This window comes from Streptomyces antioxidans (genome assembly GCF_000968685.2).
In the GTDB taxonomy this organism is placed as follows: domain Bacteria; phylum Actinomycetota; class Actinomycetes; order Streptomycetales; family Streptomycetaceae; genus Streptomyces; species Streptomyces antioxidans.
Genome location: NZ_LAKD02000029.1, coordinates 57,090 through 78,424, shown reverse-complemented (window position 1 = coordinate 78,424; position 21,335 = coordinate 57,090). Strand labels below are relative to the sequence as shown.

The window sequence follows — 21,335 nt, the reverse complement described above, 5'->3', positions numbered from 1 at the left end:
GAGGAGGGTCACTCCAATCCGAGTTGCTCGACCCGGCGGGCGAGTTCGGCGGCGGCCGGATCGTCCGGCGCGAGCACCGCGACCACCTCCACCAGCTCGCCCATCGCCCGCCGGGCCTCGCAGACGCGCAGCAGGGACAGGGCCTCCGCGCGGCTCGCCGACTGACGGCCCACCGCGGTGCCGACGGTGGGCAGTTCGTCGAGCAACTGCTGCCAGCGTGCGGGGGAGGTCATCCCGGGCACGGCCAGCAGGGTGTCCGCGAGTGCGCCGAGGTCACGGATGGTCAGCCCGCGGCGCCGGGGGATCTCGGGCGGTGTGCCGGGGACGAGGGGCCGTGTGCCGCTGGCGGCGGACCGCGCATCGGTGGCGAGGGACCGGGCACCGGCGGCGAGTGGCCGGGCATCGGCGGCGAGTGGCCGGGGCGTGCCCGGCGCCGCGACCGGGATACGGCCGATCAGCTCGAAGGCGAAGGCGGCCGCGTTCCGGGAGGCCACCGGCTGCCAGCGCTCGTCATGTGCCTCGCCCTTGTCCCCGAGCAGGTCCGAGATGCCGCGGATCACCAGCGCGTCCAGGTGCTGATTGGCATACGCGCCGGCGAGGAAGCCGAAGCCCTCCATGTCCACCGCGAGCGCGTCACCCGCACTGGCCGCGAGCCTCAGCCCGACGTCCGAGCGGTGGTGCGCCACCACCCGGCCGCCCGCCGCGAGGGGCTTCACATGGGCACGGGGGCGCGGCGCGTCGTCCCCGGGGAGGATCCGCCGCTGCCATTCGTCGGCCGCCGCCACCAGCCGGGCCAGCTGCACCAGCCCGTACGCCGACTGATAGGTCTTCTGCCGGGGCTGGAACCCGGTCTCGGTGTCCTTGCCGGTCTCGTAGTCGTACACCGCCTCGGCGGCCACCACATCGCCCAGCGCGACGTCCTTGCGGCCGCCCGCCACCCCCACGAACAGCACGGCCCCGGGCGCGAAGAGCGCAGCCGCCCGCTCGACCGAGGCCGCGGCACCCGGATTTCCAGCGCCCGTCATATGGATGGCGACGCTGCGCTCCCCGGACCCCTCGCGGAACACCCCCAGCTCGAACAGCGCGCCCCGCTCCGCCCGCACCGGGCGCGGATCCTCCAAGTGGGCCCGCACCGCCCGGTATTCGACCTCCAGCGCGGTCAGGACCACCACATCGGCCCGCGCCTTGCCACCATTTCCCTCAGCGTCCATGGATCCCCCCTAGGACAGCCCTTGCCCTCACCTTACGGACTCGACGCAGCCCATGGGTGTCGTTGCGTCACGGCCGGTGTCACGGCCGGTGTCACGGCCGGTGCAGATCCGCGTACAGCACGATCTGCACCGCCAGTACGACGATCAGTGCCACCTCCGCCACCGACACCGTCAGCAGCACCGCCCGCACCGGCTCGGACGTCCAGTACACGATGAGCGCGGCGATCGGCGCCACCGCGAACAGCAGCAGATCCGCCGCGAGTTGGAGCCGCTTGCGGGAGATCCGGCGGCCGTCGTCGCGGTGGGCACGCTCCCAGCCGAACACCGGTGGCCGACCCGGGGCGAGCGCCGTCAGCCGGGGCCCAAGATCCTCCCTGACATACCGTCCGATGGCCGATATCTTCTCGTCGTTGACCAGATACGCCCAGCCCAGCAGCGCCGACGCCGGGGGCAGCAACAACAGCAGTTCCGGGCGCCCATGGCTCTGCAGGGAGAAGGTGATGATGGCCGCCATCGCGGCCAGCGTCGCGTAGAGCAGATTGTCGCGGAACCCGATGCGCGCCCGCTGCTCCTCCTTCACCTGCTCGTATTCCAGGATCAGCAGCCTGCCCGTGACCGCCTCGCTCTCGGCGCTGTTGTCTCGCGTCACCGTGCCCCCTCCGCGGCTTGACCGGCTCCGGTGTGACCGGCCCCCTGGTGACTGTTTCCGCCGCCGGGCCCGGTCCATTCCGTACGCCCGCAACTTCCGCCACGCGAGGGGGGCGGCCCCGCGGCCCGCCCCCATCGCCGTGTCAGATCACCGGTAGAAGACGGCGACACCACCGTGGTGGGAACACGCGCCCTGGTGGTGGGCGGCGTAGGAGTAGCTGCCGTCCTTGCAGAGCGCCGTGGCCCCACTGCTGGATCCGCCCGTGCTGCCGGATCCGCCGCTGCTGCTGGACGACGACCCGCCGGAAGACCCACCGGACGACGAACCGCCGCCCCCGGAGCTCGACGAGGACGACCCGCCGGACGACGACCCCCCACCACTGGCGGAGGAGGACGAGCCGTCCGCCCCGCTCTGCTTCGGCTTCGGCGCGGCCTTGGGCTTCGCCGTGACGGTCTTGGTGACCGTCACGGTGGGTGTCGGTTCCGCCGTGTGCTTCACCTGGGCGGGCTTGGCCGTGACGGTGACCGTCACCTTGGGCGTGGGCTTGTCGCCGCCGGACGACTTCGTGTCGTCGCCTTGGGCGGACCCTATGCCGACTCCGGCGAAGAGCAGGACGGCCGCGACGGGGACGGCGACGCGCTTGCGTGCCCATCTGGGACGTCTCGGTGCCGGTGCTGGTGCCGGTGATGGCTGGTTATTCCAGGACATGGTCCCCCCTTGAGTGATCCGCGAGATACGCGAGGAACCGACCTTAACCGCGCTGGTTGAAAAGTGAAGAGGTTGTGTGTGTTCGGTGTTCATATTGTGATCCGGCGTCATGGGTGCGGGAGCGCATAGATTTGGCCTCACCCACCGAACGACGAAGGCGGTAGATCCCATGAGCCTGTACGACATCCCCCTGCGCACCCTCGCCGGTGAGCCGACCTCGCTCGGTGAGCACCGGGGTGCGGCGCTGCTGGTGGTCAACGTGGCGTCCAAGTGCGGCCTGACCCCGCAGTACGAGGGGCTTGAGCGGCTGCAGCAGCGCTATGCCGGGCGCGGGTTCACCGTGCTGGGGGTTCCGTGCAACCAGTTCGCGGGGCAGGAGCCGGGGACGGGCGAGGAGATCCAGACGTTCTGCTCGACGACCTACGGAGTGTCCTTCCCGCTGCTGGAGAAGACCGATGTCAACGGCGAGCAGCGGCATCCGCTCTACGCCGAGCTGACGGGGACGCCGGACGCGCAGGGCGAGGCGGGGGACGTGCAGTGGAACTTCGAGAAGTTCCTCATCTCGCCGGACGGTGAGGTCGTGGGCCGGTTCCGGCCGCGGACCGAGCCGGAGGCGGACGACGTCGTCGCCGCGATCGAGGGGCAGCTGCCCCGGTGAGGTGAGGTGAGGTGAGGGAGGTGGGGCAGGGGCCGGGAGGCCCCCGCCCCACCCGGTCAGCCGCGTTCCGCGGCAAACGCGGCCAGCCACGCCAGCGGCGCGTTCCAGTTGATCGCCACCTCATTCGTGGAGTACGAGCCGATGTCATCGACGTAGCACGCCGCGGGCGCGCAGCCCGGAAGCTTCTCCTGCGCCACCGGATCCTGCAGCCCCGAATTCGCCCCGCCGGCGATCGATCCGGCGGGCGGGTTCGGCAGCGAGGCGTCGTACTGGTGCGCCCAGAAGCGGTGGTGCTGGTTCTGCGAGGTGCGCTCGCCGTAGCCGGTGACGTACGACTGGCCGAGCGCGTTGCGCCCGAGCAGATAGTCCAGCGTCTCCAGCGCCCCGGCGCGGTACCGCTGCTCCTCGGTGAGCTCGTAGGCGACGGCCAGGACGGTCCCGTTGTTGGCCACCTGGCCGTTGGAGCCCCAGACGTAGCCGTCCGACGGCAGCGGTACCGCGTAGCCCTGGCCGGACATCGTGGTCAGGCGGGCATCGGCCGCGGAGACCACGGAGGCGCGGACCCTGGCGAGGTCGGCCGCGGGCAGGCCGTTGGGGACGGTGGCCAGGGCGATCCGCCCGAGGGGCCCGGTGTCCTGCCAGCTGAAGCCGCGCGGGGTGAACACATCGCTCGCGGTGTGGTACGGCGAGGAGGTGACCGCGTCCCGGTACGGCGCCTCCCCGGTGGTCGCGTACAGCTCCGTCGCCGCCCAGTAGAACTCGTCGCCCACCTGGCCGTCGTCGTACGCCCCGCCGCCGGTGGAGTCGGAGGCCGGAGCCAGCACATCGGGGTTCGCCCGCGCGGCGGCCCAGGCGCGGCGCGCCGAGTCCAGGCAGCGGGCGGCGAAGGCGGCGTCGTACGGGGCGTAGACCCGGGCGCACTGTGCCGCTGCGGCGGCCAGGTTGAGGGTGGCGGCGGTGGACGCCGCGTGCAGCTCACGCGGCTCGGCGTCCTGCTCCGGCCGGGTGGGCAGCCCGGTCCAGGCGGCGTCATGGACCTTGTGGAAGGCCATGCCCGCCCGTGACTTGCCCTCCGGGATCTGCATCCGCATCAGGAACTCCAGCTCCCAGCGCGCCTCGTCGAGCACATCGGGGATCCCATTGCCGCGCTCGGGGACGCGCAGCGTGGAATCCCCGAGCCCGTCCGCGTGCCCCGCACGCTTCGCGCGCTCGAAGGAATTGACCAGCTGCCAGACCGCGAGTCCGCCGTTGACCACGTATTTGCCCTGGTCACCGGCGTCGTACCAGCCGCCGCGCACATCCCGTTCGTAGTCGCACACCCCGCTGGCGCAGGGCACGGCGGTGTCGCCCCGGTTGGGGGCGACACCCAGGTGGCCCGCCGGGCGCGCATGGGCCGCACCGGCGAGCGCGGCCTCGATGGGGATACCGCTGCGCTGCTGGTAGAAGAAGGACATCGCGTCGGCGCGCAGCCCGGCGTAGAGGTCCGCGCGGATGTCGAAGGGGTGGCTGGTCCGCCCGTCCACGGTGAGCGTGTAGCCGCTGCCCGTCCCCTGGTACGGGGAGAAGTCCACCAGATGGGTCGACTGCCCGGAGGCGGCGTCCGCGCCCCGGACGGTGGTGGTGCCCGAGGCGGCCGTCTGCCCATCGGCGTCGCGCAGCTGCCAGGGCAGGGTGGTGGTGCTCGCGCTGACGACGGTGGCGCGCTTGGGGCCGTCCGGCAGATACCCCAGCTGATTGACCTGGACGGCGGAGGGCGCGGCGGCGGCCGGAGCCGAGAGTGCGGCGGTCGAGCGCGCGGCGGAGGCCGGGGCCGAGCGTGCGGCGGGGGAGTCCGCTCCGGCGGGCGCGGGCTGGGCCGTGATCAGCAGCAGCGCACCGGTGAGCAGCGCGGTGGCGGCCCGCGCACCGCGCGGACGGCGTAACAGGGGCAGGGGCAGGGGCATGACGGACCCTCCTGGGGAGTGGGAGGCAAAGATGGGAGCGCTCCCAACTTGTGTAATGATGTGATCGCAGTGCGTCAAGGGACTGGACGGGTGCACGGTCCGTCCCACCCCTCTGCCACATCGCGTCCGGCCCACTGTCACATCGCGCCCGGCCCGTCCGTCAGCACGGTGTGGCCTGCGACGGCGCGGCCCGGACAAGGGGATGTGACCGATGAACGAGAACGACCTTCTGGCGGAGGGCTTCGAGGCCCACCGCGGCCATCTGCGCGCGGTGGCGTACCGCATGCTCGGCTCGCTGAGCGAGGCGGATGACGCCGTCCAGGAGGCATGGCTGAGGCTCAGCCGCTCCGACACCGGCGCGGTGGAGAACCTGGGCGGCTGGCTGACCACCGTCGTCGGCCGGGTCTGCCTGGACATGCTGCGCTCGCGCACCGCCCGGCGCGAGGAGCCCCTGGGGGTGCACCTCCCCGACCCGGTCATCAGCCGTGTGAGCGGGCCCGGCCCCGAGGACCAGGCGCTGCTGGCCGACTCCGTCGGCCTCGCCCTGCTGGTCGTCCTGGAGACGCTGGCCCCCGCCGAACGGCTGGCCTTCGTACTGCACGATCTGTTCGCCGTGCCGTTCGACGAGATCGCCCCCATCGTCGACCGCACCCCGGCCGCCGCCCGTCAGCTCGCCAGCCGCGCCCGCCGCCGGGTGCGGGGAGCGGCCCCGGTCCCCGACGCGGACCTCGTCCGGCAGCGCGAGGTCGTGGGCGCCTTTCTCGCCGCCGCGCGGGAGGGCGACTTCGAGGGGCTGATCGCCGTGCTCGACCCGGATGTCGTGCTGCGCGCCGACTACGGGCCCGCGCCCGCCCCCGGCGCGCGCGAGGTGCGCGGCGCCGCGGCCGTGGCGGAACAGGCGCTCACCTTCTCCCGCCTCAGCGGCCCCGGCCTCCACGCCCACCCCGCGCTCGTCAACGGGGCCGTGGGCGTGGTCAGTTCGCGGGAAGGGCGGCCGTACTCGGTGCTGGCCTTCACGGTCGCGGACGGCAGGATCGTGGCGATCGACATCCTGGCCGACCCCGAGCGGCTGAGCGGGCTCGATCTGACGGACCTGGACTGACGACACGACAAAGGCAGGGAGCCACCTCTCCCTGCCACTATCAACCTATAGCGCACCGGGGGGCTTGCGGCAAGGCCCGGGGTGTACTTCAGGATGGGCGGCCGATGCCAGTACCTGGGGGAACGGGGGGTTTGCGATATGCGTGTGGTGTTGTCGTCTTGGGGGTCGCGCGGGGATGTCGAACCGCTGGCGGGACTCGCGGTGCGCTTGCGGGAACTCGGCGCGGAGGCGCGGGTGTGCGCGCCGCCGGACGAGGAGTTCGCGGAGCTGCTGGCCGGTGTCGGCGTGGAGCTGGTGCCGCTCGGCCCGACGGTGCGCTCGGTGGTGACCGGTGCGCGGCCGCCCTCGGCGCGGGACGCCTTCCGCCTCGCGCCCGAGCTGGTGGCCGCGCGGTTCAACACGCTCGCCACGGCGGCCGAGGGATGCGATGTGCTCCTGGCGACCGGACTGATGCCGGTCGGCGCGCGCTCGGTGGCCGAGAAGCTGGGCCTCCGCTATGTGTTCGCCTGCTTCCATCCGTTCGGGCTGCCCTCGCGGCACTTCCGTCCGGGACGGCGGCCCGGCACGCCGTCCCCGGAGGAGGAGACCGACCTCAAGGTGTTGTGGGAGCAGGACGCCCAGCGGGTGAACGAGCTGTACGGCGAGGCGGAGAACCGCCACCGGGCGGCGATCGGCCTGCCGCCGGTGGACAACGTCCGCGACTACGTCTTCACCGACCGGGCGCTGCTGGCCGCGGACCCGGTCCTGGGCCCGTGGCAGGACATGACGGAACTCGACCTCGTACAGACCGGCGCGTGGATCCTGCCGGACGGACGTCCGCTCCCGGATGAGCTCGAGGCGTTCCTGGACGCCGGTGAACCTCCGGTGTACGTGGGCTTCGGCAGCATGGCCATGCACACCTCGGCCGACCTCGCCCGGGTGGTCATCGAGGCGGTGCGGGCACAGGGCCACCGGGTGCTTCTCGCCCGCGGCTGGGCCGACTTGGCCCCGGTCGACGACCGGGACGACTGCTTCGCCGTCGGCGAGGTCAACCACCAGGCGCTGTTCGGCCGGGTGGCCGCCGTCGTCCACCACGGTGGCGCGGGCACCACGACGACGGCCGCCGGGGCCGGTGCGCCCCAGGTGGTGGTCCCCCAGATCGCGGACCAGCCGCACTGGGCCGCCCGGGTGGCCGAGCTGGGCATCGGCGCGGCACACGACGGTCCGGCCCCGACCCTCGACTCCCTCTCGGCCGCGCTGAAAACCGCCCTGGCCCCCGAGACCCGGGCCCGGGCGAGGGCCGTGGCGGGCACGATGCGCACCGACGGGGCGACGGTGGCCGCGAAGCTGCTCCTCGACGCCGGGGCGTCGGACGGTCAGGCGCGCAGGTAGATGAGCACCGCGAGGACCCGTCGGTGACCGTGGCCGTCGACCCGGCGGCCCCCTGCTCGATCGCGCTCGCGAAGTGGGTGACGGCGTCGACGCGGTCCTTGAGCAGATAGCCGATGCCGCTCTCGCTGCCGAGGTCGAGCAGGTGGGTGGCGTAGGACTGCTCGATGTACTGGCTGAGCACGAGAATGGGCAGGCCGGTGCGGTGGCCGCGCAGCGCGACCGCGGCGCGGAGACCGTCGTCGGCGTCGCCCGGGGGCATCCGCACATCGGTGATCACGATGTCGGGGTCGTGCTCATGGGCCGCGGCGATCAGCGCGTCGGCGTCGCCGACGGCCCCGGGGCGCTCCGGGGCCCGGTGCGGATCCGGCGCCGGGTCCGGGTCCACCAGCCGCAGCCGGAGGCGTTCGATCCGGGTGACGACGATGCCGGATAGTGCCACGGCGAGGAGGAGAACGGCCCCCACCCCCACGATCAGGGACATCGGCCCGGCCGCGGCCAGGGCCAGCAGCGTGACCGTGGCGATCGCGCCGAAGACGACCCCGGTCAGCAGATAGGCCAACGCCCGCCAGGGCCAGGCCGAGACCAGGAATCCCAACGGACGCTGAGCGAGAGCCTGCCAGGCTGTTCGAGAAGGCACCCGCAGAAGATATGCGACCCGTCGCCGCCCGGTCGGTAGTGCGTGCTACCTGTGATCTGCTGGCCGCCACCGTGGTGATCGCCGCACGGTCGCTAGCCGTGCTCCTGACCCGGAGGGGCCGTGTTCTACCCGTCGAGGGGCCGATAGGTGGCGATGAGGATGCCGGTGTCCGTCGGGGTCGCGTCGGTGAGACGGAACGCCACGGGGCCGAAGCCGTCGGCGAACAGGCGGCGTCCGGTGCCCAGGACGAGCGGGTGGACGCTGAGCAGGTATTCGTCGATGAGGCCCAGCGGGGACAGTGACCGGATCAGCGCGCCGCTGCCCATGATGTGCAGGTCGTCGCCCGGGGTCTTCTTGAGCTCGGCGACCGCCGCCGGGATGTCGCCGCTGAGCAGCGTGGAGTTGGGCCACGGAAGGGGCTCGGCCAGGGTGTTGGACGCGATGTACTTGGGCGCGTTGTTGAGGGCGTCGCGGAACGGGCTGTCCTGGGTGTTCCAGTGGCCCAGCACGTCCTGGTACGTGCGGCGCCCCAGCAGATACCCACTGCTCGCGGCCAGCCGCCGCCCCCACGCCCTGCCGACTGCCTCGTCCCCACCCCGCTCGGCGGCCCAGCCGCCCTGGGTGAATCCCTCGCGGGTGTCCTCATCGGCCCGGCCGGGCCCTTGCATGACACCGTCCAGGGTGATGTGGCTGATGACGACGATCCTCATGGCACTCCCGTCCAGGCGGTCCCGCGGTCTCGCGGTCCGGCAGGTCTCGCTTCTTCGCTCGGTGGCTGTCTATGACTCCGCACCACGGCGAAACTCATCGCCCAGCCCGCACCCTGCACCCCGGCGGGCGAGGGTCCGGCGGGCCGTGGCCGCCATCGCCTCGTCCACCATCCGCCCCTCGAAGCGCACCGCCCCCGCCCCCTCTCTCTGCGCCCGCTCCACCGCCTCGATCAACCGACGGCAGCGGGCCAGCTCCTCCGCGTCCGGCGAGAACACCTCGTTGACCACCGGCACATGCGACGGGTGGATCACGGCCATCCCCTCGTAGCCCAGGGCGCGGTGCCGCTCGGCGAAGCGCCGTAGCCCCGCGAGGTCCGCCACGTCCGCCCACAGCCCGGCCACCGGGTGAGGGCGGTCCGCGGCGCGGGCGTCGAGCAGTACCCGGGCGCGCAGTTCGCGGGTCTCCTCGCCCTCCGGGCTCCAGCGGTAGCCGACCGCCCGTTCCACATCGCCGCCCGGCGCGGCCACCGCGCCCAGATGGGCGATCCGGGTGGCGGCCCGGCCGATGGCGTACGCCTCGCGCAGCCCGCGTGCCGTCTCCAACAGTGGCAACAGGGCGAAGTGGCCCTCGGGCAGGCCGTGTTCGCGCTCGCACCAGGCCAGCAGCCGGTCGGCGGTGAGCACGTCCTCGGGGCCACTCACCTTGGGCAGTACGAGGCCGTAGAGCCCGGGACGCGCCACCGCCCGCAGATCGTCGGCGCCCTGCCAGCCCCCCGCACGGTCCAGCGCGTTGATCCGTACGAGCAGCCGCATCGGACCGGGGGACGTGCTGACCGCCCGGTCGGTGGCTTCCCGCGCCACCGCCCGGTCGGTGGCCCCCCGTGCGGCCGCCCGGTCGACGGCCCCGGCCACGGCCTCCCGCGCCGCCGCCTTGCCTTCCTCCGGGACGGCGTCCTCCAGGTCGAGGATGGCCGCGTCGGCGCCCGCCGCCTCCGCCTTGGGCAGCCAGCCGGTCCGGCTGCCGGGCACGAAGAGCAGGGAGCGCAGCGGGATACGGGACGTGGTCGCGCCGTCAGATGACACCCTCGGCCTCCAGCGTCGCCAGCCGTCCGCCGTCGATGCCCAGCCACTCCCCGTAGACCAGCGCGTTGTCCGCGCCGAGCGCCGGGCCGGTGCGCCACACCGCGCCGGGGGAGCGGTGGAAGCGCGGGATCACCGACTGCATCCGCACCGGGCCGAGGTCGGGGTCGTCCACCGTGATGATGTCCTCGCGCTCGGCGTAGACCGGGTCGGCGACGATGTCGGCTGCGGTGAACACCCGCGAGGCCACCACTTCCGCGCGCTCGAACGCCGCGAGGCAATCGGCCGCCGGGCGCGCCGCCACCCACTCCCGCAGTGCCGCGTCCAGCCGCTCGCGCCCCGCGTGCTGCTGCTCCACGGTGGCGAACTCCTCCTCGGGCAGACCCAGCAGCCGCACCACATGGCGCACCGAGCGGATGGTGGCGGAGGTGACGGTGAGCCAGTCGCCGTCGGCGCTGCGGTAGGTGTTGATGACGGCGGCCGGGGCGACGGCCAGCTGGTTGCCCGCCCGCTCAGGCGCCGTACCCAGCTGGTCGTACGCGATGATCTGCCACTCCACCAGCCGGTACAGCGGCTCGAAAAGCGCCAGGTCGATCCACTCGCCGTCGAACGAGTCCGGATCGGTGTCACGGCGGTGCAGCGCGGCCAGCACCGCGAACGCGCCCATCAGCCCGGTGACCGCGTCGCCGTGCGAGAAGCCGGTGTGCACGGGCGGGCCTTCGGGGAAGCCGGTCAGATGGACCACCCCGCTGCGGGCCTCGCCCATCTTCCCGAAGCCGGGGGCGTCGGCCCGCGAGGAGGTGGCGCCGAACCCGGAGATCTGCAGCAGGATCGCGGTGGGATTCAGCGCGTGGACGGCCGCCCAGTCCAGGCCCCAGGCGCGCAGTCTGCCCGCCCGGAGGGTCACGATCACCACATCGGCCCAGGCGATCAGCTCCCGGGCGACCTCCCGGCCCTCCTCGTGGTGGAGATCCAGGGTCACCGAGCGCTTGTTGCGGCCCGCCACCTTGAACCACAGCGATACGCCGTCGCGCCGCGGGCCCATCGCCCGCGCCGCGTCACCGGAGCCCGGCGGCTCCACGTGGACGACGTCCGCGCCCTGGTCGGCGAGCATTCCCCCGGCGAGGGGGCCCGCCACCACATGCGCGAACTCCACCACCTTCAGCCCGGTGAGCTGTCCCTGCCCTGTACTGGTCTGGTCCTCCATGCGGTTCAGGCTGCGGGGCGGGGCGTATGCGCGTCCAGCAAGGAAGAAGGATCAATTCATGCGGATCTCGCAAGGATCGCCGGACGCCGCATGAGTCGGAACCCGCGCGAGTCGGACCCCGCACGACTCAGGCGCCGCGCCCGGGCATCTCACCGCTCCTCGCCCGCCTCCTCCCACGCCACCCCCGCGGGCAGGGCGTCCGCCGCGGAGCGGAACTCCTCCAGCTGGTCCAGGAAGCGGCGCGCCCCCGGCGGAAGCGTGCGGCGCGTCGGCAGGACGACATGCAGCCGGCGCTCCACCACCGGCCCCACCAGCGGGCGACACACCAGCCGGCCCGGCACCATCAGCGGATGGACCAGGGCGGGCAGCGCGGAGACGCCGAGCCCGGCCGCCACCAGACCGCCCACCGTGGCCACGTTCGACGCCTCGGCCGCAGGGTTCGCCTCCGTCCCGGCCTGGGCGAAGGCCGCATCGGTCATCCGGCGCACGCTGGAATCGGCGCCCACCGCGAGGAACGGCTCCCGGCCCAGCTCCTCCCAGGTCACCTCCGCCCGCTCGGCCAGCGGATGGTGCTCGGGGAGCACCGCGTCGAAACGGTCCCGCACCAGGGGCCGCAGAGCGATGCCCGGGGCGCGCCGGGCCACCGTACTGACCGCGAAGTCGGCGTCCCCGTCGACCACCCGGTCCAGCACCGAGCGCTCCAGCCCGTCCAGCAGCCGTACGGTCATCTCCGGCCGCCGGGCGCGGAAGGCGGAGATCACCGGCGGCAGCAGCACGGCCGCGACCGAGGGCAGCGTCGCCAGGGCCACCGCACCGCGCTCCCCGGCGCCGTAGCGCCCCAGCTGGGCCAGGCCCGCGCGGTGCGCGGAGAGGATCTGGTCGGCGATCCGCAGCGCCTCGGCGCCCGCCGGGGTGAGCCGCACATTGCGGGTGTCCCGCTCCAGCAGCCGCATCCCCAGCGTCCGCTCCAGATCGGCGACCGCACGGCTCAGCGACGACTGGGACACATGCAGTTCGGCGGCGGCCGCGGTGAAGCTCACGGCGCGCGCGACCGCCGCGTACGCGGTCAGCTGGCGCAGGGTGACGTCCATGGTCCGCGAGCGTAGGCGCGGCGGCCGGACAGGGGAACTGTTGCGCGAAACGCATGGATAGATCTGTGTTCGATGCTGGACGCGGATCTTTCCCCGCTCGGACACTCTTCGGCAGCACCCGACCGGACGAGGAAGCGAGCGGCCATGCTGGCAGCACTGGGGTTCTGCACGATCGGCGGCTTCCTGCTGCTCACCATGGCCAAGCGGGTCTCGGTGCTGGTGGCCCTCGTACTCATGCCCGTGGTCACCGCGGTCATCGGCGGCTACGGCGACGAGCTGGGCCCGATGGCGCTGGACGGGCTGTCCGAGGTCGCCCCGACCGGCATCATGATCGCCTTCGCGCTGCTCTACTTCAGCCTGATGATCGACGCGGGCCTCTTCGAACCGCTGATCCGCGGCATTCTCCGCGCCACCAGGAACGACCCGGTACGGATCACGGTCGGCACCGCCGCGCTGACCGTATGCGTCGGGCTCGACGGCGACGGCGCCTCCACCTTCCTCATCACCATCTCCGCGATGCTCCCCGTCTACCAGCGGCTCGGGATGAGCCGACTGGTGCTCGCCGGAGTGGTCGGCCTGGGCGCGGGCGTGATGAACATGATCCCGTGGGGCGGGCCGACGGCCCGCGCCGCGGCGGCCCTGGAGATCGACACCTCCGACATCATCACGCCGCTCCTGCCCGCCCTCGCCGCCGGTATCGCCTGGGTGCTGCTCGCCGCGTATCTCATCGGACGCCGTGAGCGGCGGCGGCTCGACGCGCTCGAGCCCGCGCCACGGGCCGAGGTGGCGGCCGGGGACGGCCCCGGCACACCCCGGGTCGCCGCACGCGCCGGTCTCGCGCTCACCCTCTTCAACCTGCTGCTGACCGTGGCCCTGGTGGTCTGCCTGGTGCTGGAGGCCATGCCGCTGCCCGTGCTCTTCGTCTTCGCCTTCGTCCTCGCGCTGCTGGTCAACCACCCCCGTTGGGAGGACCAGCAGGAGCTGCTGGAGAAGCACGGCAAGAGCGTGGCGCTCGTCATCACCATGATCTTCGCGGCCGGGGTGTTCACCGGCATCCTCGGCGGCACCGGGATGATAGGGAAGATGGCCGAGGCGCTGGTCGACATCATCCCCGACGGGCTCGGCGGCCATCTGCCGGTGCTGGTGGCCGTCACCAGCATGCCGCTGAGCCTCGTCCTCACCCCGGACGCCTACTACTTCGGGGTGCTGCCGGTGCTCGCCGGGACCGCCGACGCGTTCGGCACCGGCCACGCCGAGATCGCCCGCGCCGCGGTCCTCGGCCAGATGACCACCGGCTTCCCGCTGAGCCCGCTCACCGCCGCGACCTTCATCCTCCTCAGCATGAGCGGCGTCCAGCTCGGGGAGCACCAGCGCTTCCTCTTCCGCTGGGCGTTCGGAACGACGCTCGTGATGACCGCCGCGGCGCTGGCGACAGGCGCCGTGCCGCTCTGACGCCCGTGGCGACGGCCCTGTCCGGGGCGGCCCCTCAGCCCCCGGCCCGGGGCGGGCGGTGGGGTTCGATGACCGTGACCCCGCCCCTGCCCCCGGAGGCCATCGCGGACAGCGCCTCCGGGGCCGCGTCCAGCCCGATGACATCGGTGACCAGCAGATCCGGCCGCAGCGAACCGGCCTCGACCATCTCCATCATCGGGCCGTAGTCGTGCGCGGCCATGCCATGGCTGCCCAGTAGCCGCAGCTCCAGCGCGATGACCCGGTCCATCGGGATCATCGGGGTCCCGGCGGCCGGGGGCAGCAGTCCGACCTGCACATGGCGGCCGTGGCGGCGCAGGCTCTTGATGGACGCCGCGCAGGTCCGCGGGGAGCCCAGCGCGTCCAGCGAGACATGGGCGCCGCCGCCCGTCGCGTCCGCGACCGCCTCCGCCACCGAGCCCAGGGTGGACGCCACGTCCACGCACACGGCCGCGCCGAACCGTTCCGCCAGGGCCAGCGCCTCCGGCGAGATGTCCACCGCCGCCACCCGGGCCCCGGCCGCGGCGGCGATCATCACCGCGGACAGCCCCACCCCGCCGCAGCCGTGCACCGCGACCCACTCGCCCGGCGCCACCCGGCCCTGGGCGACGACGGCGCGGAAGGCGGTCGCGAAGCGGCAGCCCAGACCGGCGGCGGTGGTGAACGACAGCTCGTTGCGGATCCCGACCAGGTTCACATCGGCGTTCTCGATCGCCACGTACTCGGCGAACGAGCCCCAGTGGGTGAACCCCGGCTGGGTCTGCCGCTCGCACACCTGTTGGGCGCCCTCCGCACAGGCGGCGCAGCGCCCACAGGCGCAGACGAACGGCACGGTGACCCGCTGCCCCGGGCGCCAGTTGAGTACGTCGGGGCCGACCTCCTCGATCACCCCCGCCAGCTCATGGCCGGGGATGTGCGGCAGCCGGATGTCCGGGTCGTGCCCCATCCAGCCGTGCCAGTCGCTGCGGCACAGTCCGGTGGCCTCGACGCGGATCACCGCGCCGCGCGGGGAGGGAGCGGGGTCCTCGACGCTCCGGACCTCGGGCCGGCGCCCGAACTCGTCGAACAGCACAGCACGCATGGACACCGCTCCCTCGCTCGACCACATCCCCCATGACCCGTGTGTCCAGGCGGGCCATAGAACCTACACCACAACCGGCCGGTATCAGCCCTTGCGGAGGGCGCCCACCGAGGGCGGTTCGGCGCCCCGCCCGGTGCCCCACGACGACGGCTCGGTGGACAGCCGGTGGGCCAGCCGTCCGCCGTGGGCCACCTGGTCCCAGTCCAGCCAAGTCCGCGCCACATGACGCCCGTTGAGCGCGACACTCCGGACATACCGCTTGGCGTCGCTCGCGCCCGGCGCGGTGACCGTGAGGGTGCCGCCCTGCCGGGTGCCGTAGTGCCCGATACGGACCACGGCCGAGGAGAACTGCGGGCTGGACAGGGCGAGGAAGTCCCCGCCACTCATCGTCGGGTACAGGCCCAGCGAGGAGAAGACGTACCAGGCGGACATGGTGCCGAGGTCGTCATTGCCGGTCATCCCGTCCGGCCCGGTGGTGAACAGGGTCATCGCGGCCCGCACCACGGTCGCCGCCTTCGCGGGCGCGCCCGCCCACAGATACATGTACGGGGCGTGCAGATCGGGTTCGTTGTTGGGGTTGTAGGTGGGCTTGCCGTAGTAGTCGTAGGGGGCGGAGATCCAGTCCGCACGGGCGGTGCCCGCCGGATCGGTGAGCAGCTTGCCGTAGGCGAAGAAGTCGTCAAGGCGCTTCTCGGTCGCGCTCCGGCCGCCCATCAGCCGCACCAGCCCGGCCGGGTCCTGCGGCACCAGCCACTGGTACTGGTAGGCGCCGCCCTCGTGGAACTGCCGGCCCGCCTCCACCGGGTCGTACGGCGTCACCCACGCGCCGTCGGCCGTGCGCGGCCGGAACTGCCCGATCGAGGCGTCCCACAGCGTGCGGTACGTCTGCCCGCGCCCGGCGAACATCCGGGCGTCGGCGCGGTGTCCGAGCCCGCGCGCCATCAGGGCGAGCGCGGAGTCCGCGGCGGAGTACTCCAGGGTGGCCGAGGCGGGGTGGACACAGTCGTTGTCGCCGCCCTTGTCGGCGCAGTCGGTGCCGAGCTCCAGCCCCGAGGGGACGTAGCCCAGCTCGCGGTAGTAGTCCACTCCGGAGCGGCCGTTGTAGGGCGAGTCGGCGGGCGGGGTGCTGGTGGCGTTCTTCTTCAGCAGCGCGTACGCCTCGTCCTCGTGCCCGGCCAGCAGGCCCTTGGACCACGCCTCGACGAGGAAGGGGGTCACCGGGTCACCCGTCATGATGTTGGTCTCGCTGTTGGCCAGCGCCCAGCGCGGCAGCCAGCCGCCGTCCCGGCCGATGGCGACCACCGAGAGCGCGACATCGCGGGCCACCCCAGGCTCCACCAGCTCCAGCAGCTGGTTCTGCGGCCGGTAGGTGTCCCACAGCGAGAAGTTCTGGTACGGGGTGTAGCCGGAGGCGGTGTGGGTCGCGCCGTCGAAACCGGTGTAGCGGCCGTCCACGTCGCCCGCCACATTGGGGTGCAGCTGGGCGTGGTACAGCGCGGTGTAGAACGCCCGCTGCCGCTCCTCGGTGCCGCCGCCGACCCGGATCGCCTCCAGCTTCTTCCGCCAGGTGTCGTGGAGTGCGGTGCGGGTGGCGTCGAAGTCGTAGGAGTCCCCGGTCTCCGCCGCGAGGTTCTTCCGCGCGCCCTCGGGGCCGGTGTACGACAGCCCGACCTTGACCACCACGTCCCGGTCCCGGCTCGCGTCGAAGGTGGCCCAGGCGCCGTTGCCGCCCTCTCCGGCGGCCTCGCGGGAACCGGGGGTGGGGGTGGTGCCGCGCCAGGTGCCGTACGAGGCGAAGGGGCGGTCGAAGGTGGCGGTGAAGTAGACGGTGTGCCGGTCCTTCCCGGCGCAGAAGTTCCCGGCCTCCACCGTGCCCTCGACGGTACGGTCGCCGACCACGCGGACCCCGGAGCCGAAGACCTTCTGATTGGCCTTGCCGGTGTTGAACAGCACATTGGCCGCGCCGGTGGCCGGGAAGGTGTAGCGCTGCCAGCCGGTGCGCTGAGTGGCGGTCAGCTCGGCGTCGATGCCGTAGGACTTCAGCCCCACCCGGTAGTAGCCCGGGGTGGCCTCCTCGTCGTCATGGCTGTAGGTGGAGCGGTAGTGGTCCGGGTCGACATCGCTGACCGCGCCGGTCGTCGGCATGATGGGCAGCTCGCCCGCCACTCCGCAGCCCACCCCGGACAGATGGGTCTGGCTGAAGCCGTGGATGGCGTTCTGGTCGTAGTCGTAGCCGCCCTGGCCGCCGGTGTCCGGGCTGACCTGGACCATGCCGAACGGGGCGCTCGCACCGGGGAAGGTGTTGCCGAAGTTCTCGGTGCCCACGAAGGGATGGACCAGCGAGGTGGGGTCGGCCGGAGGGGCTGCGGCCGAGGCGGCGGCCACCGCGCCGGGCGGCCCCAGCAGACCGCTGCCCAGCAGCGCCGCCGCCATCACGCCCGCGACCGTGCCCGCAGCGCGCGCCCGGATTCCACCGATCAGCGACCGCATGGGACCCACCTCCGTCTGACAACGTTGTCCACCAGGGTCGCGAAACTTTGGCACGGGGGCTGGGTGGTGTCAATGGCCCGTGCACGGGCGGCCCGTGGCCGGGCAGGTCCCATGGCACCGCGTGCGCGCGGGCGCTGGCCGCGCGGGGCGGGCAGGTACCGCGGCCCCGGTGCCCGAGAGCGGTGGGCGCGTCACCGCGCTATCGCTTGTCGCGTTGTCCGTTGGCGAGTTGACGGGACGTCTCGCTGGCGCTCGCGCCGCGCTGGGCCCGCTCGGCGATGCTCGGGAACAGGCCGCCGATGGCGCTGCCCAGGCGCAGCTCCAGCGGTGCCACGTTCACCTCGGCCCGGTTCCGCTCGATCGCCCGGATCGTCGCGGCGGCCACCCGCCGGGAGGGGACCGTGCGGACCCCGGTGGGGAGGGACGACCCCGCGTCGGCGAACATCCCGGCGTCACCCACGAATCCGGGCTGCACCAGCGAGACCCCGACCCCCGTGCCGTGCAGGTCCTGCCGCAGCCCGAGGGCGAAGCCGCGCAGCCCGAACTTGGCGGCGTTGTAGAGCGCCGCACCGGGGGAGGCCGTACGGCCCGACAGCGAGCCGATCATCACCAGGTGGCCGGAGCCCGCCTCCACCATGCGCGGGACCATCAGCCGGGACATCAGGATCGGCACGCGCAGGTTGACATCGAGGGCGCGGTCCAGCTCCTCGGGCCGGTAGTCCAGGACCGGGCCGCTGGCGGGCAGCGCGGCGTTGGCGATGAGGATCCGGGCGTCCGCCGCCTCCTCGACGAGCCGTTCCACATCGGACCGTTCGGCCAGATCGGCGACGATCGCCCGGCCGCCCAGCCGCTCGGCCAGCGGCCGCAGCACCTCCGCACGGCGTCCGGTGAGCAGCAGCTTGGCACCCTTGGCCGCGAACGCGCTGGCCAGGGTCTGGCCGATGCCGCCGGTGGCCCCGGTGAGCAGGACGGTCGTGCCGGCGATCCGCATGCGATCTCCTCCGGTTACGGTCGAGTACGTTCCGGGCACGGTACTTCGTATCCGCCCCGCGCCGGGCACGGACCCCGATCCGCCGCGCACGCGGCCCCTCGGCTGCTGGGCATCAGGCGCCCCCGCCCGTCCGGGCGCGCGCCTCGGCGTCCCGGTCGGCTGTGGCGCTGAGCGGTCCGGTCGCGGGACGGGGGCCGTGAAGTGGGCCTTGGCAGCTGAGCCCCTACTCGCGGGGGCGGCTGCCCGTTGCCCTCCCGGCCGAGGGCTGGCAGGCCGCTCAGGTGGGCCTCGGGGCCGGGGTGCCCAAACCGTAGACGCGGCGGGCGTTGTCCGCGGCCAGCAGGGCGGCCACCCGGCGGGCGTCGCGGCGGGACCAGGCGCCCTCCGCCACCCAGTGGGTCAGCAGTCCGGTCAGCGCCTCCCGGAAGAGCCGCGCCCCCACCACATACAGTTCGGGCAGACCGTAGGCGTCGGTCGAGAAGAGCACCTTGCCGAACGGGGCGAGCTCCAGCATCTCGGCGAGTACGGCCCCGGCCCGTGCCCCGGTGTGCGACAGGGCCAGCCCCACATCGGCGTACACATGCGGGAAGACGGCGGCCAGATAGGCGGCGCCGCGGTGGTACGGATAGCCGTGCAGCAGGATCAGCGTGCAGCCCGTGGGGCGCACCGCGCGGATGAAGTCGGTGAGGGCGAGCGGATCGCAGCGGTCCAGCCGCAGATCGGGATCGCCGAACCCGGTGTGCAGTTGCAGCGGCAGCCCGGTGTACGCCGCCGACCACAGCAGATGGCGCAGCAGCACCGGATCGCTGACCCGGGCGGCGGCGGTGCCGCCCTGGGCGCGCCGGGCGAGCCAGTGTGCGGCGGCGGTGTGGACGGCGCCTGGGCCCGGCGGATCGGGCTCGAAGTCCAGGCCGTAGCGGTAGGCGGCCACCGATTTGAAACCGGCCGCCGTACGGGCCGCCTCCCGGATCCCGTCCGCCACCCCCGCCAGGAAGTCGTCGGCGGTCAGCGAGGTGTCCGCGATCCGCTCCGCCAGCTGCTCGAGACGGACGATCTCATGCGCCGTGCCGCCCGCCGCGAGGGCCAGCTCCTGAGGGGTGGTCAGATTGCCCGGCAGCCCGGTGTCCACCAGGAACTCGCCGATCCCGGCGGCGCCCAGCAGCCGCCGGGTCACCTCCCGCGCGCCCAGTTCGCGCCGCCGGGCGAGGTAGGGAGCGGGCGGGCAGCGCGGTTCGAGGTCGAGCAGCGGCGGACACCAGCGGCGCACCGCGAACCCCAGCTGGCTGTCGAAGAAGGTGGTGCCGAGCGCGGCGGGCGCGTCGGATTCGGTCAGGAACGCCTCGAACGCGGCCGGGCCCAGCTCGGAGCGGGCCACCCCGTGGCAGTGGTGGTCCACCAGGGGCGGCAGCGGCGGCTCGGTCGGATCCGTCTGCTCGGCGGACGACATCGTTCAGTACCGCCTCCGGGTCGCGATCGCGATCTCGCGCGGGGACGCCTTCTCGAACAGGGCGGACTCCGCCCGGCGCACCGCGGCGATGGACTCGAAGAGCGGATCGCCCAGCGCCTCGCGCAGTACGGTCGAGTCCTCGAAGTGCTCGAGCGCCGTCAGCAGCGAGGTGGGCAGCCGCCGCTCGCGTCCCTCGACGGCCGGGTCCCCGGAGACGGGTGCGGGCAGGGAGAGCCCGGAGTCCATCCCGCCGAGGCCCGCGGCGATGACCGCGCCCGCCACCAAGTAGGGGTTGGCCGCCGGGTCGAAGGACTTGACCTCGGCGTTGGCGGCGGCCGGGTCGTCCGGCGCGCCGGTGATGAACCGCACCGCGGCCTCCCGGTTCTCCAGGCCCCAGCACTGGTACGCCCCGGCCCAGCGGGAGGGCTCGAGCCGCAGGTAGCTCGCGGGGGTGGGGGCGCCGATGGCGAGCAGGGCGGGCAGCTCCCGCAGCACCCCGGCGAGGAACGCCTCGGCCGTCGCGGTCATGCCGTGGGGCCCGTCGCCCTCCCGGCACAGATTGCGGCCCCCCTGCCACAGGCTCAGATGGAGATGGGCGCCGTTGCCCACCCCGTCCGGGTCCACCACCGGGCCGAACATCGGGTTGAGCCCGGCGCGCCCGGAGCACGCCCGGATCGTCTCCCGCACCAGTACGGCCAGATCGGCGGCGCCGACCGGGTCGGCGGGGGCCAGGGACACCTCGAACTGCCCGGGGGAGTACTCGGGGTGGAGCTGGTGCACCTCGGCCCGCTGCGCGTCCAGCGCGCCGAGCAGGTCGGCGAGGTAGTCGGTGAGGTCGACCACCCGCGCCATGCCGTACGCGGGGCCCGCGGTGGGGTACCGCGGCGGGTCCTGGTCCGGGTCGCCCGTGGTGACGACCCACTCGGTCTCGAACCCCATGCGCACGGTCAGCCCCCGCTCCCGCGCCCGCTCGGCCATCCGCCGGGCGAACCGCCGCTGGCAGACGGGGTGCTCCAGGCCCCGCTGGTCGTACCGGTCGACCGGGGCCCAGGCCCAGCCGGGCTGCGCGGCCAGCGGGGTGAGCCGGTCCAGATCGGGGAGGAGCCGCAGATCCCCGTCCGGGCCGCCGACGTGGCGGCTGGCGGTCATGGAGTCGTCCACGAGATAGACGTCGAAGACGGGGGACATCCCGACCCCGCGCCGCGCGGCATGGGGCAGCCGCGCGGTGGGCACGGACTTCACCCGAGTCAGACCCGCGTTGTCCACCCAGGTCAGCGCGATGGCCCGGACGCCGTTCGCGGTGAGCCGTTCGGCCTCCTGCCGGGCCCGTGCGTATGTCTGCTCGCGATCCCCGGTCCCCATGGGCGCCTCCTCAGCCATGTCCTGTAGGCCGAGACTATTGCCTGTGGGCGGTCTTTTGGTGACGGGTTGTCCCGATCGCATACGGGGTGTGACGGTGGCTTATGCCGTTCGGAGGTTGACACGGCCG

General features: G+C 73.3%; 17 protein-coding genes and 2 pseudogenes. 4 read left to right on the top strand and 15 right to left on the bottom strand.

Going from position 1 to position 21,335, the window contains the following annotated elements; genetic code table 11:
* Window positions 1-8 precede the first annotated feature (8 nt).
* The 3 genes from VT50_RS12045 to VT50_RS12035 form a co-directional block, all read right to left on the bottom strand.
* Window positions 9-1,211: a phosphorylase family protein gene (locus VT50_RS12045; protein ID WP_053048540.1), complete on the bottom strand. Its 1,203-nt coding sequence runs from the start codon at window positions 1,209-1,211 to the stop codon at window positions 9-11.
* A 91-nt stretch (window positions 1,212-1,302) separates the two neighbouring features.
* Window positions 1,303-1,860: a hypothetical protein gene (locus VT50_RS12040; protein WP_046085908.1), complete on the bottom strand. Its 558-nt coding sequence runs from the start codon at window positions 1,858-1,860 to the stop codon at window positions 1,303-1,305.
* 147 nt (window positions 1,861-2,007) lie between these two features.
* Window positions 2,008-2,568 carry a DUF3761 domain-containing protein gene (locus tag VT50_RS12035; RefSeq protein WP_075200326.1) on the bottom strand — a complete coding sequence of 187 codons (561 nt, stop codon included), beginning with the start codon at window positions 2,566-2,568 and terminating at the stop codon, window positions 2,008-2,010.
* Window positions 2,569-2,737: 169 nt separating this feature from the next.
* Between VT50_RS12035 and VT50_RS12030 the strand changes: the two genes are divergently transcribed.
* On the top strand, window positions 2,738-3,226 hold the full coding sequence (locus tag VT50_RS12030; protein WP_046085909.1) for a glutathione peroxidase: 489 nt from the start codon (window positions 2,738-2,740) through the stop codon (window positions 3,224-3,226).
* A gap of 56 nt (window positions 3,227-3,282) precedes the next feature.
* Here the strand turns inward: VT50_RS12030 and VT50_RS12025 are convergent, their stop codons facing one another.
* Window positions 3,283-5,169, bottom strand: coding sequence for a glycoside hydrolase family 9 protein (locus VT50_RS12025; RefSeq protein ID WP_046085910.1), 1,887 nt, complete (start codon window positions 5,167-5,169; stop codon window positions 3,283-3,285).
* Window positions 5,170-5,380: 211 nt separating this feature from the next.
* Here VT50_RS12025 and sigJ point away from each other — a divergent pair, with 211 nt between their 5' ends.
* A complete protein-coding gene (gene sigJ / locus VT50_RS12020; RefSeq protein ID WP_046085911.1) occupies window positions 5,381-6,271 on the top strand; it encodes an RNA polymerase sigma factor SigJ in 891 nt (296 codons plus the stop codon).
* Window positions 6,272-6,409: 138 nt separating this feature from the next.
* Window positions 6,410-7,642: a glycosyltransferase gene (locus tag VT50_RS12015; RefSeq protein WP_046085912.1), complete on the top strand. Its 1,233-nt coding sequence runs from the start codon at window positions 6,410-6,412 to the stop codon at window positions 7,640-7,642.
* A gap of 34 nt (window positions 7,643-7,676) precedes the next feature.
* Here the strand turns inward: VT50_RS12015 and VT50_RS12010 are convergent.
* The 6 genes and pseudogenes from VT50_RS12010 to VT50_RS11990 form a co-directional block, all read right to left on the bottom strand.
* Window positions 7,677-8,036 (bottom strand): annotated as a pseudogene (locus VT50_RS12010) (response regulator); the annotation flags it as partial.
* Window positions 8,010-8,279: pseudogene (locus VT50_RS40360) on the bottom strand (sensor domain-containing protein); the annotation flags it as partial. The pseudogenes VT50_RS12010 and VT50_RS40360, both read right to left, overlap by 27 nt.
* Window positions 8,280-8,404: 125 nt before the next feature.
* On the bottom strand, window positions 8,405-8,989 hold the full coding sequence (locus VT50_RS12005) for a dihydrofolate reductase family protein (RefSeq protein WP_046085914.1): 585 nt from the start codon (window positions 8,987-8,989) through the stop codon (window positions 8,405-8,407).
* A 69-nt stretch (window positions 8,990-9,058) separates the two neighbouring features.
* Window positions 9,059-10,072: an HpcH/HpaI aldolase/citrate lyase family protein gene (locus tag VT50_RS12000; RefSeq protein WP_046085915.1), complete on the bottom strand. Its 1,014-nt coding sequence runs from the start codon at window positions 10,070-10,072 to the stop codon at window positions 9,059-9,061.
* Window positions 10,062-11,276, bottom strand: a complete 1,215-nt coding sequence (locus VT50_RS11995) for a CaiB/BaiF CoA transferase family protein (protein ID WP_046085916.1) — start codon at window positions 11,274-11,276, stop codon at window positions 10,062-10,064. Before VT50_RS11995 ends, VT50_RS12000 begins: the two co-directional genes overlap by 11 nt.
* Before the next feature lie 149 nt (window positions 11,277-11,425).
* The gene (locus VT50_RS11990; protein WP_046085917.1) at window positions 11,426-12,367 is read right to left on the bottom strand and encodes a LysR family transcriptional regulator; all 942 of its coding nucleotides are present in this window, start codon (window positions 12,365-12,367) and stop codon (window positions 11,426-11,428) included.
* 144 nt (window positions 12,368-12,511) lie between these two features.
* On the opposite strand from VT50_RS11990, the gene VT50_RS11985 reads away from it, so the two are divergent.
* Window positions 12,512-13,819 carry a CitMHS family transporter gene (locus tag VT50_RS11985; protein WP_046085918.1) on the top strand — a complete coding sequence of 436 codons (1,308 nt, stop codon included), beginning with the start codon at window positions 12,512-12,514 and terminating at the stop codon, window positions 13,817-13,819.
* Between the two features lie 34 nt (window positions 13,820-13,853).
* Here the strand turns inward: VT50_RS11985 and VT50_RS11980 are convergent, their stop codons facing one another.
* The 5 genes from VT50_RS11980 to VT50_RS11960 form a co-directional block, all read right to left on the bottom strand.
* Window positions 13,854-14,918: a zinc-dependent alcohol dehydrogenase family protein gene (locus VT50_RS11980; protein ID WP_046085919.1), complete on the bottom strand. Its 1,065-nt coding sequence runs from the start codon at window positions 14,916-14,918 to the stop codon at window positions 13,854-13,856.
* Window positions 14,919-15,002: 84 nt separating this feature from the next.
* Window positions 15,003-17,408: a GH92 family glycosyl hydrolase gene (locus VT50_RS11975; RefSeq protein ID WP_046085920.1), complete on the bottom strand. Its 2,406-nt coding sequence runs from the start codon at window positions 17,406-17,408 to the stop codon at window positions 15,003-15,005.
* A gap of 199 nt (window positions 17,409-17,607) precedes the next feature.
* Window positions 17,608-18,399, bottom strand: coding sequence for an SDR family NAD(P)-dependent oxidoreductase (locus VT50_RS11970; protein WP_046085921.1), 792 nt, complete (start codon window positions 18,397-18,399; stop codon window positions 17,608-17,610).
* Between the two features lie 277 nt (window positions 18,400-18,676).
* On the bottom strand, window positions 18,677-19,846 hold the full coding sequence (locus tag VT50_RS11965; protein ID WP_046085922.1) for an amidohydrolase family protein: 1,170 nt from the start codon (window positions 19,844-19,846) through the stop codon (window positions 18,677-18,679).
* Window positions 19,847-19,849: 3 nt separating this feature from the next.
* Entirely contained in the window at window positions 19,850-21,208 is a 1,359-nt protein-coding gene (locus tag VT50_RS11960; RefSeq protein ID WP_046085923.1) for a glutamine synthetase, read from the bottom strand.
* Between the last annotated feature and the right edge of the window lie 127 nt (window positions 21,209-21,335).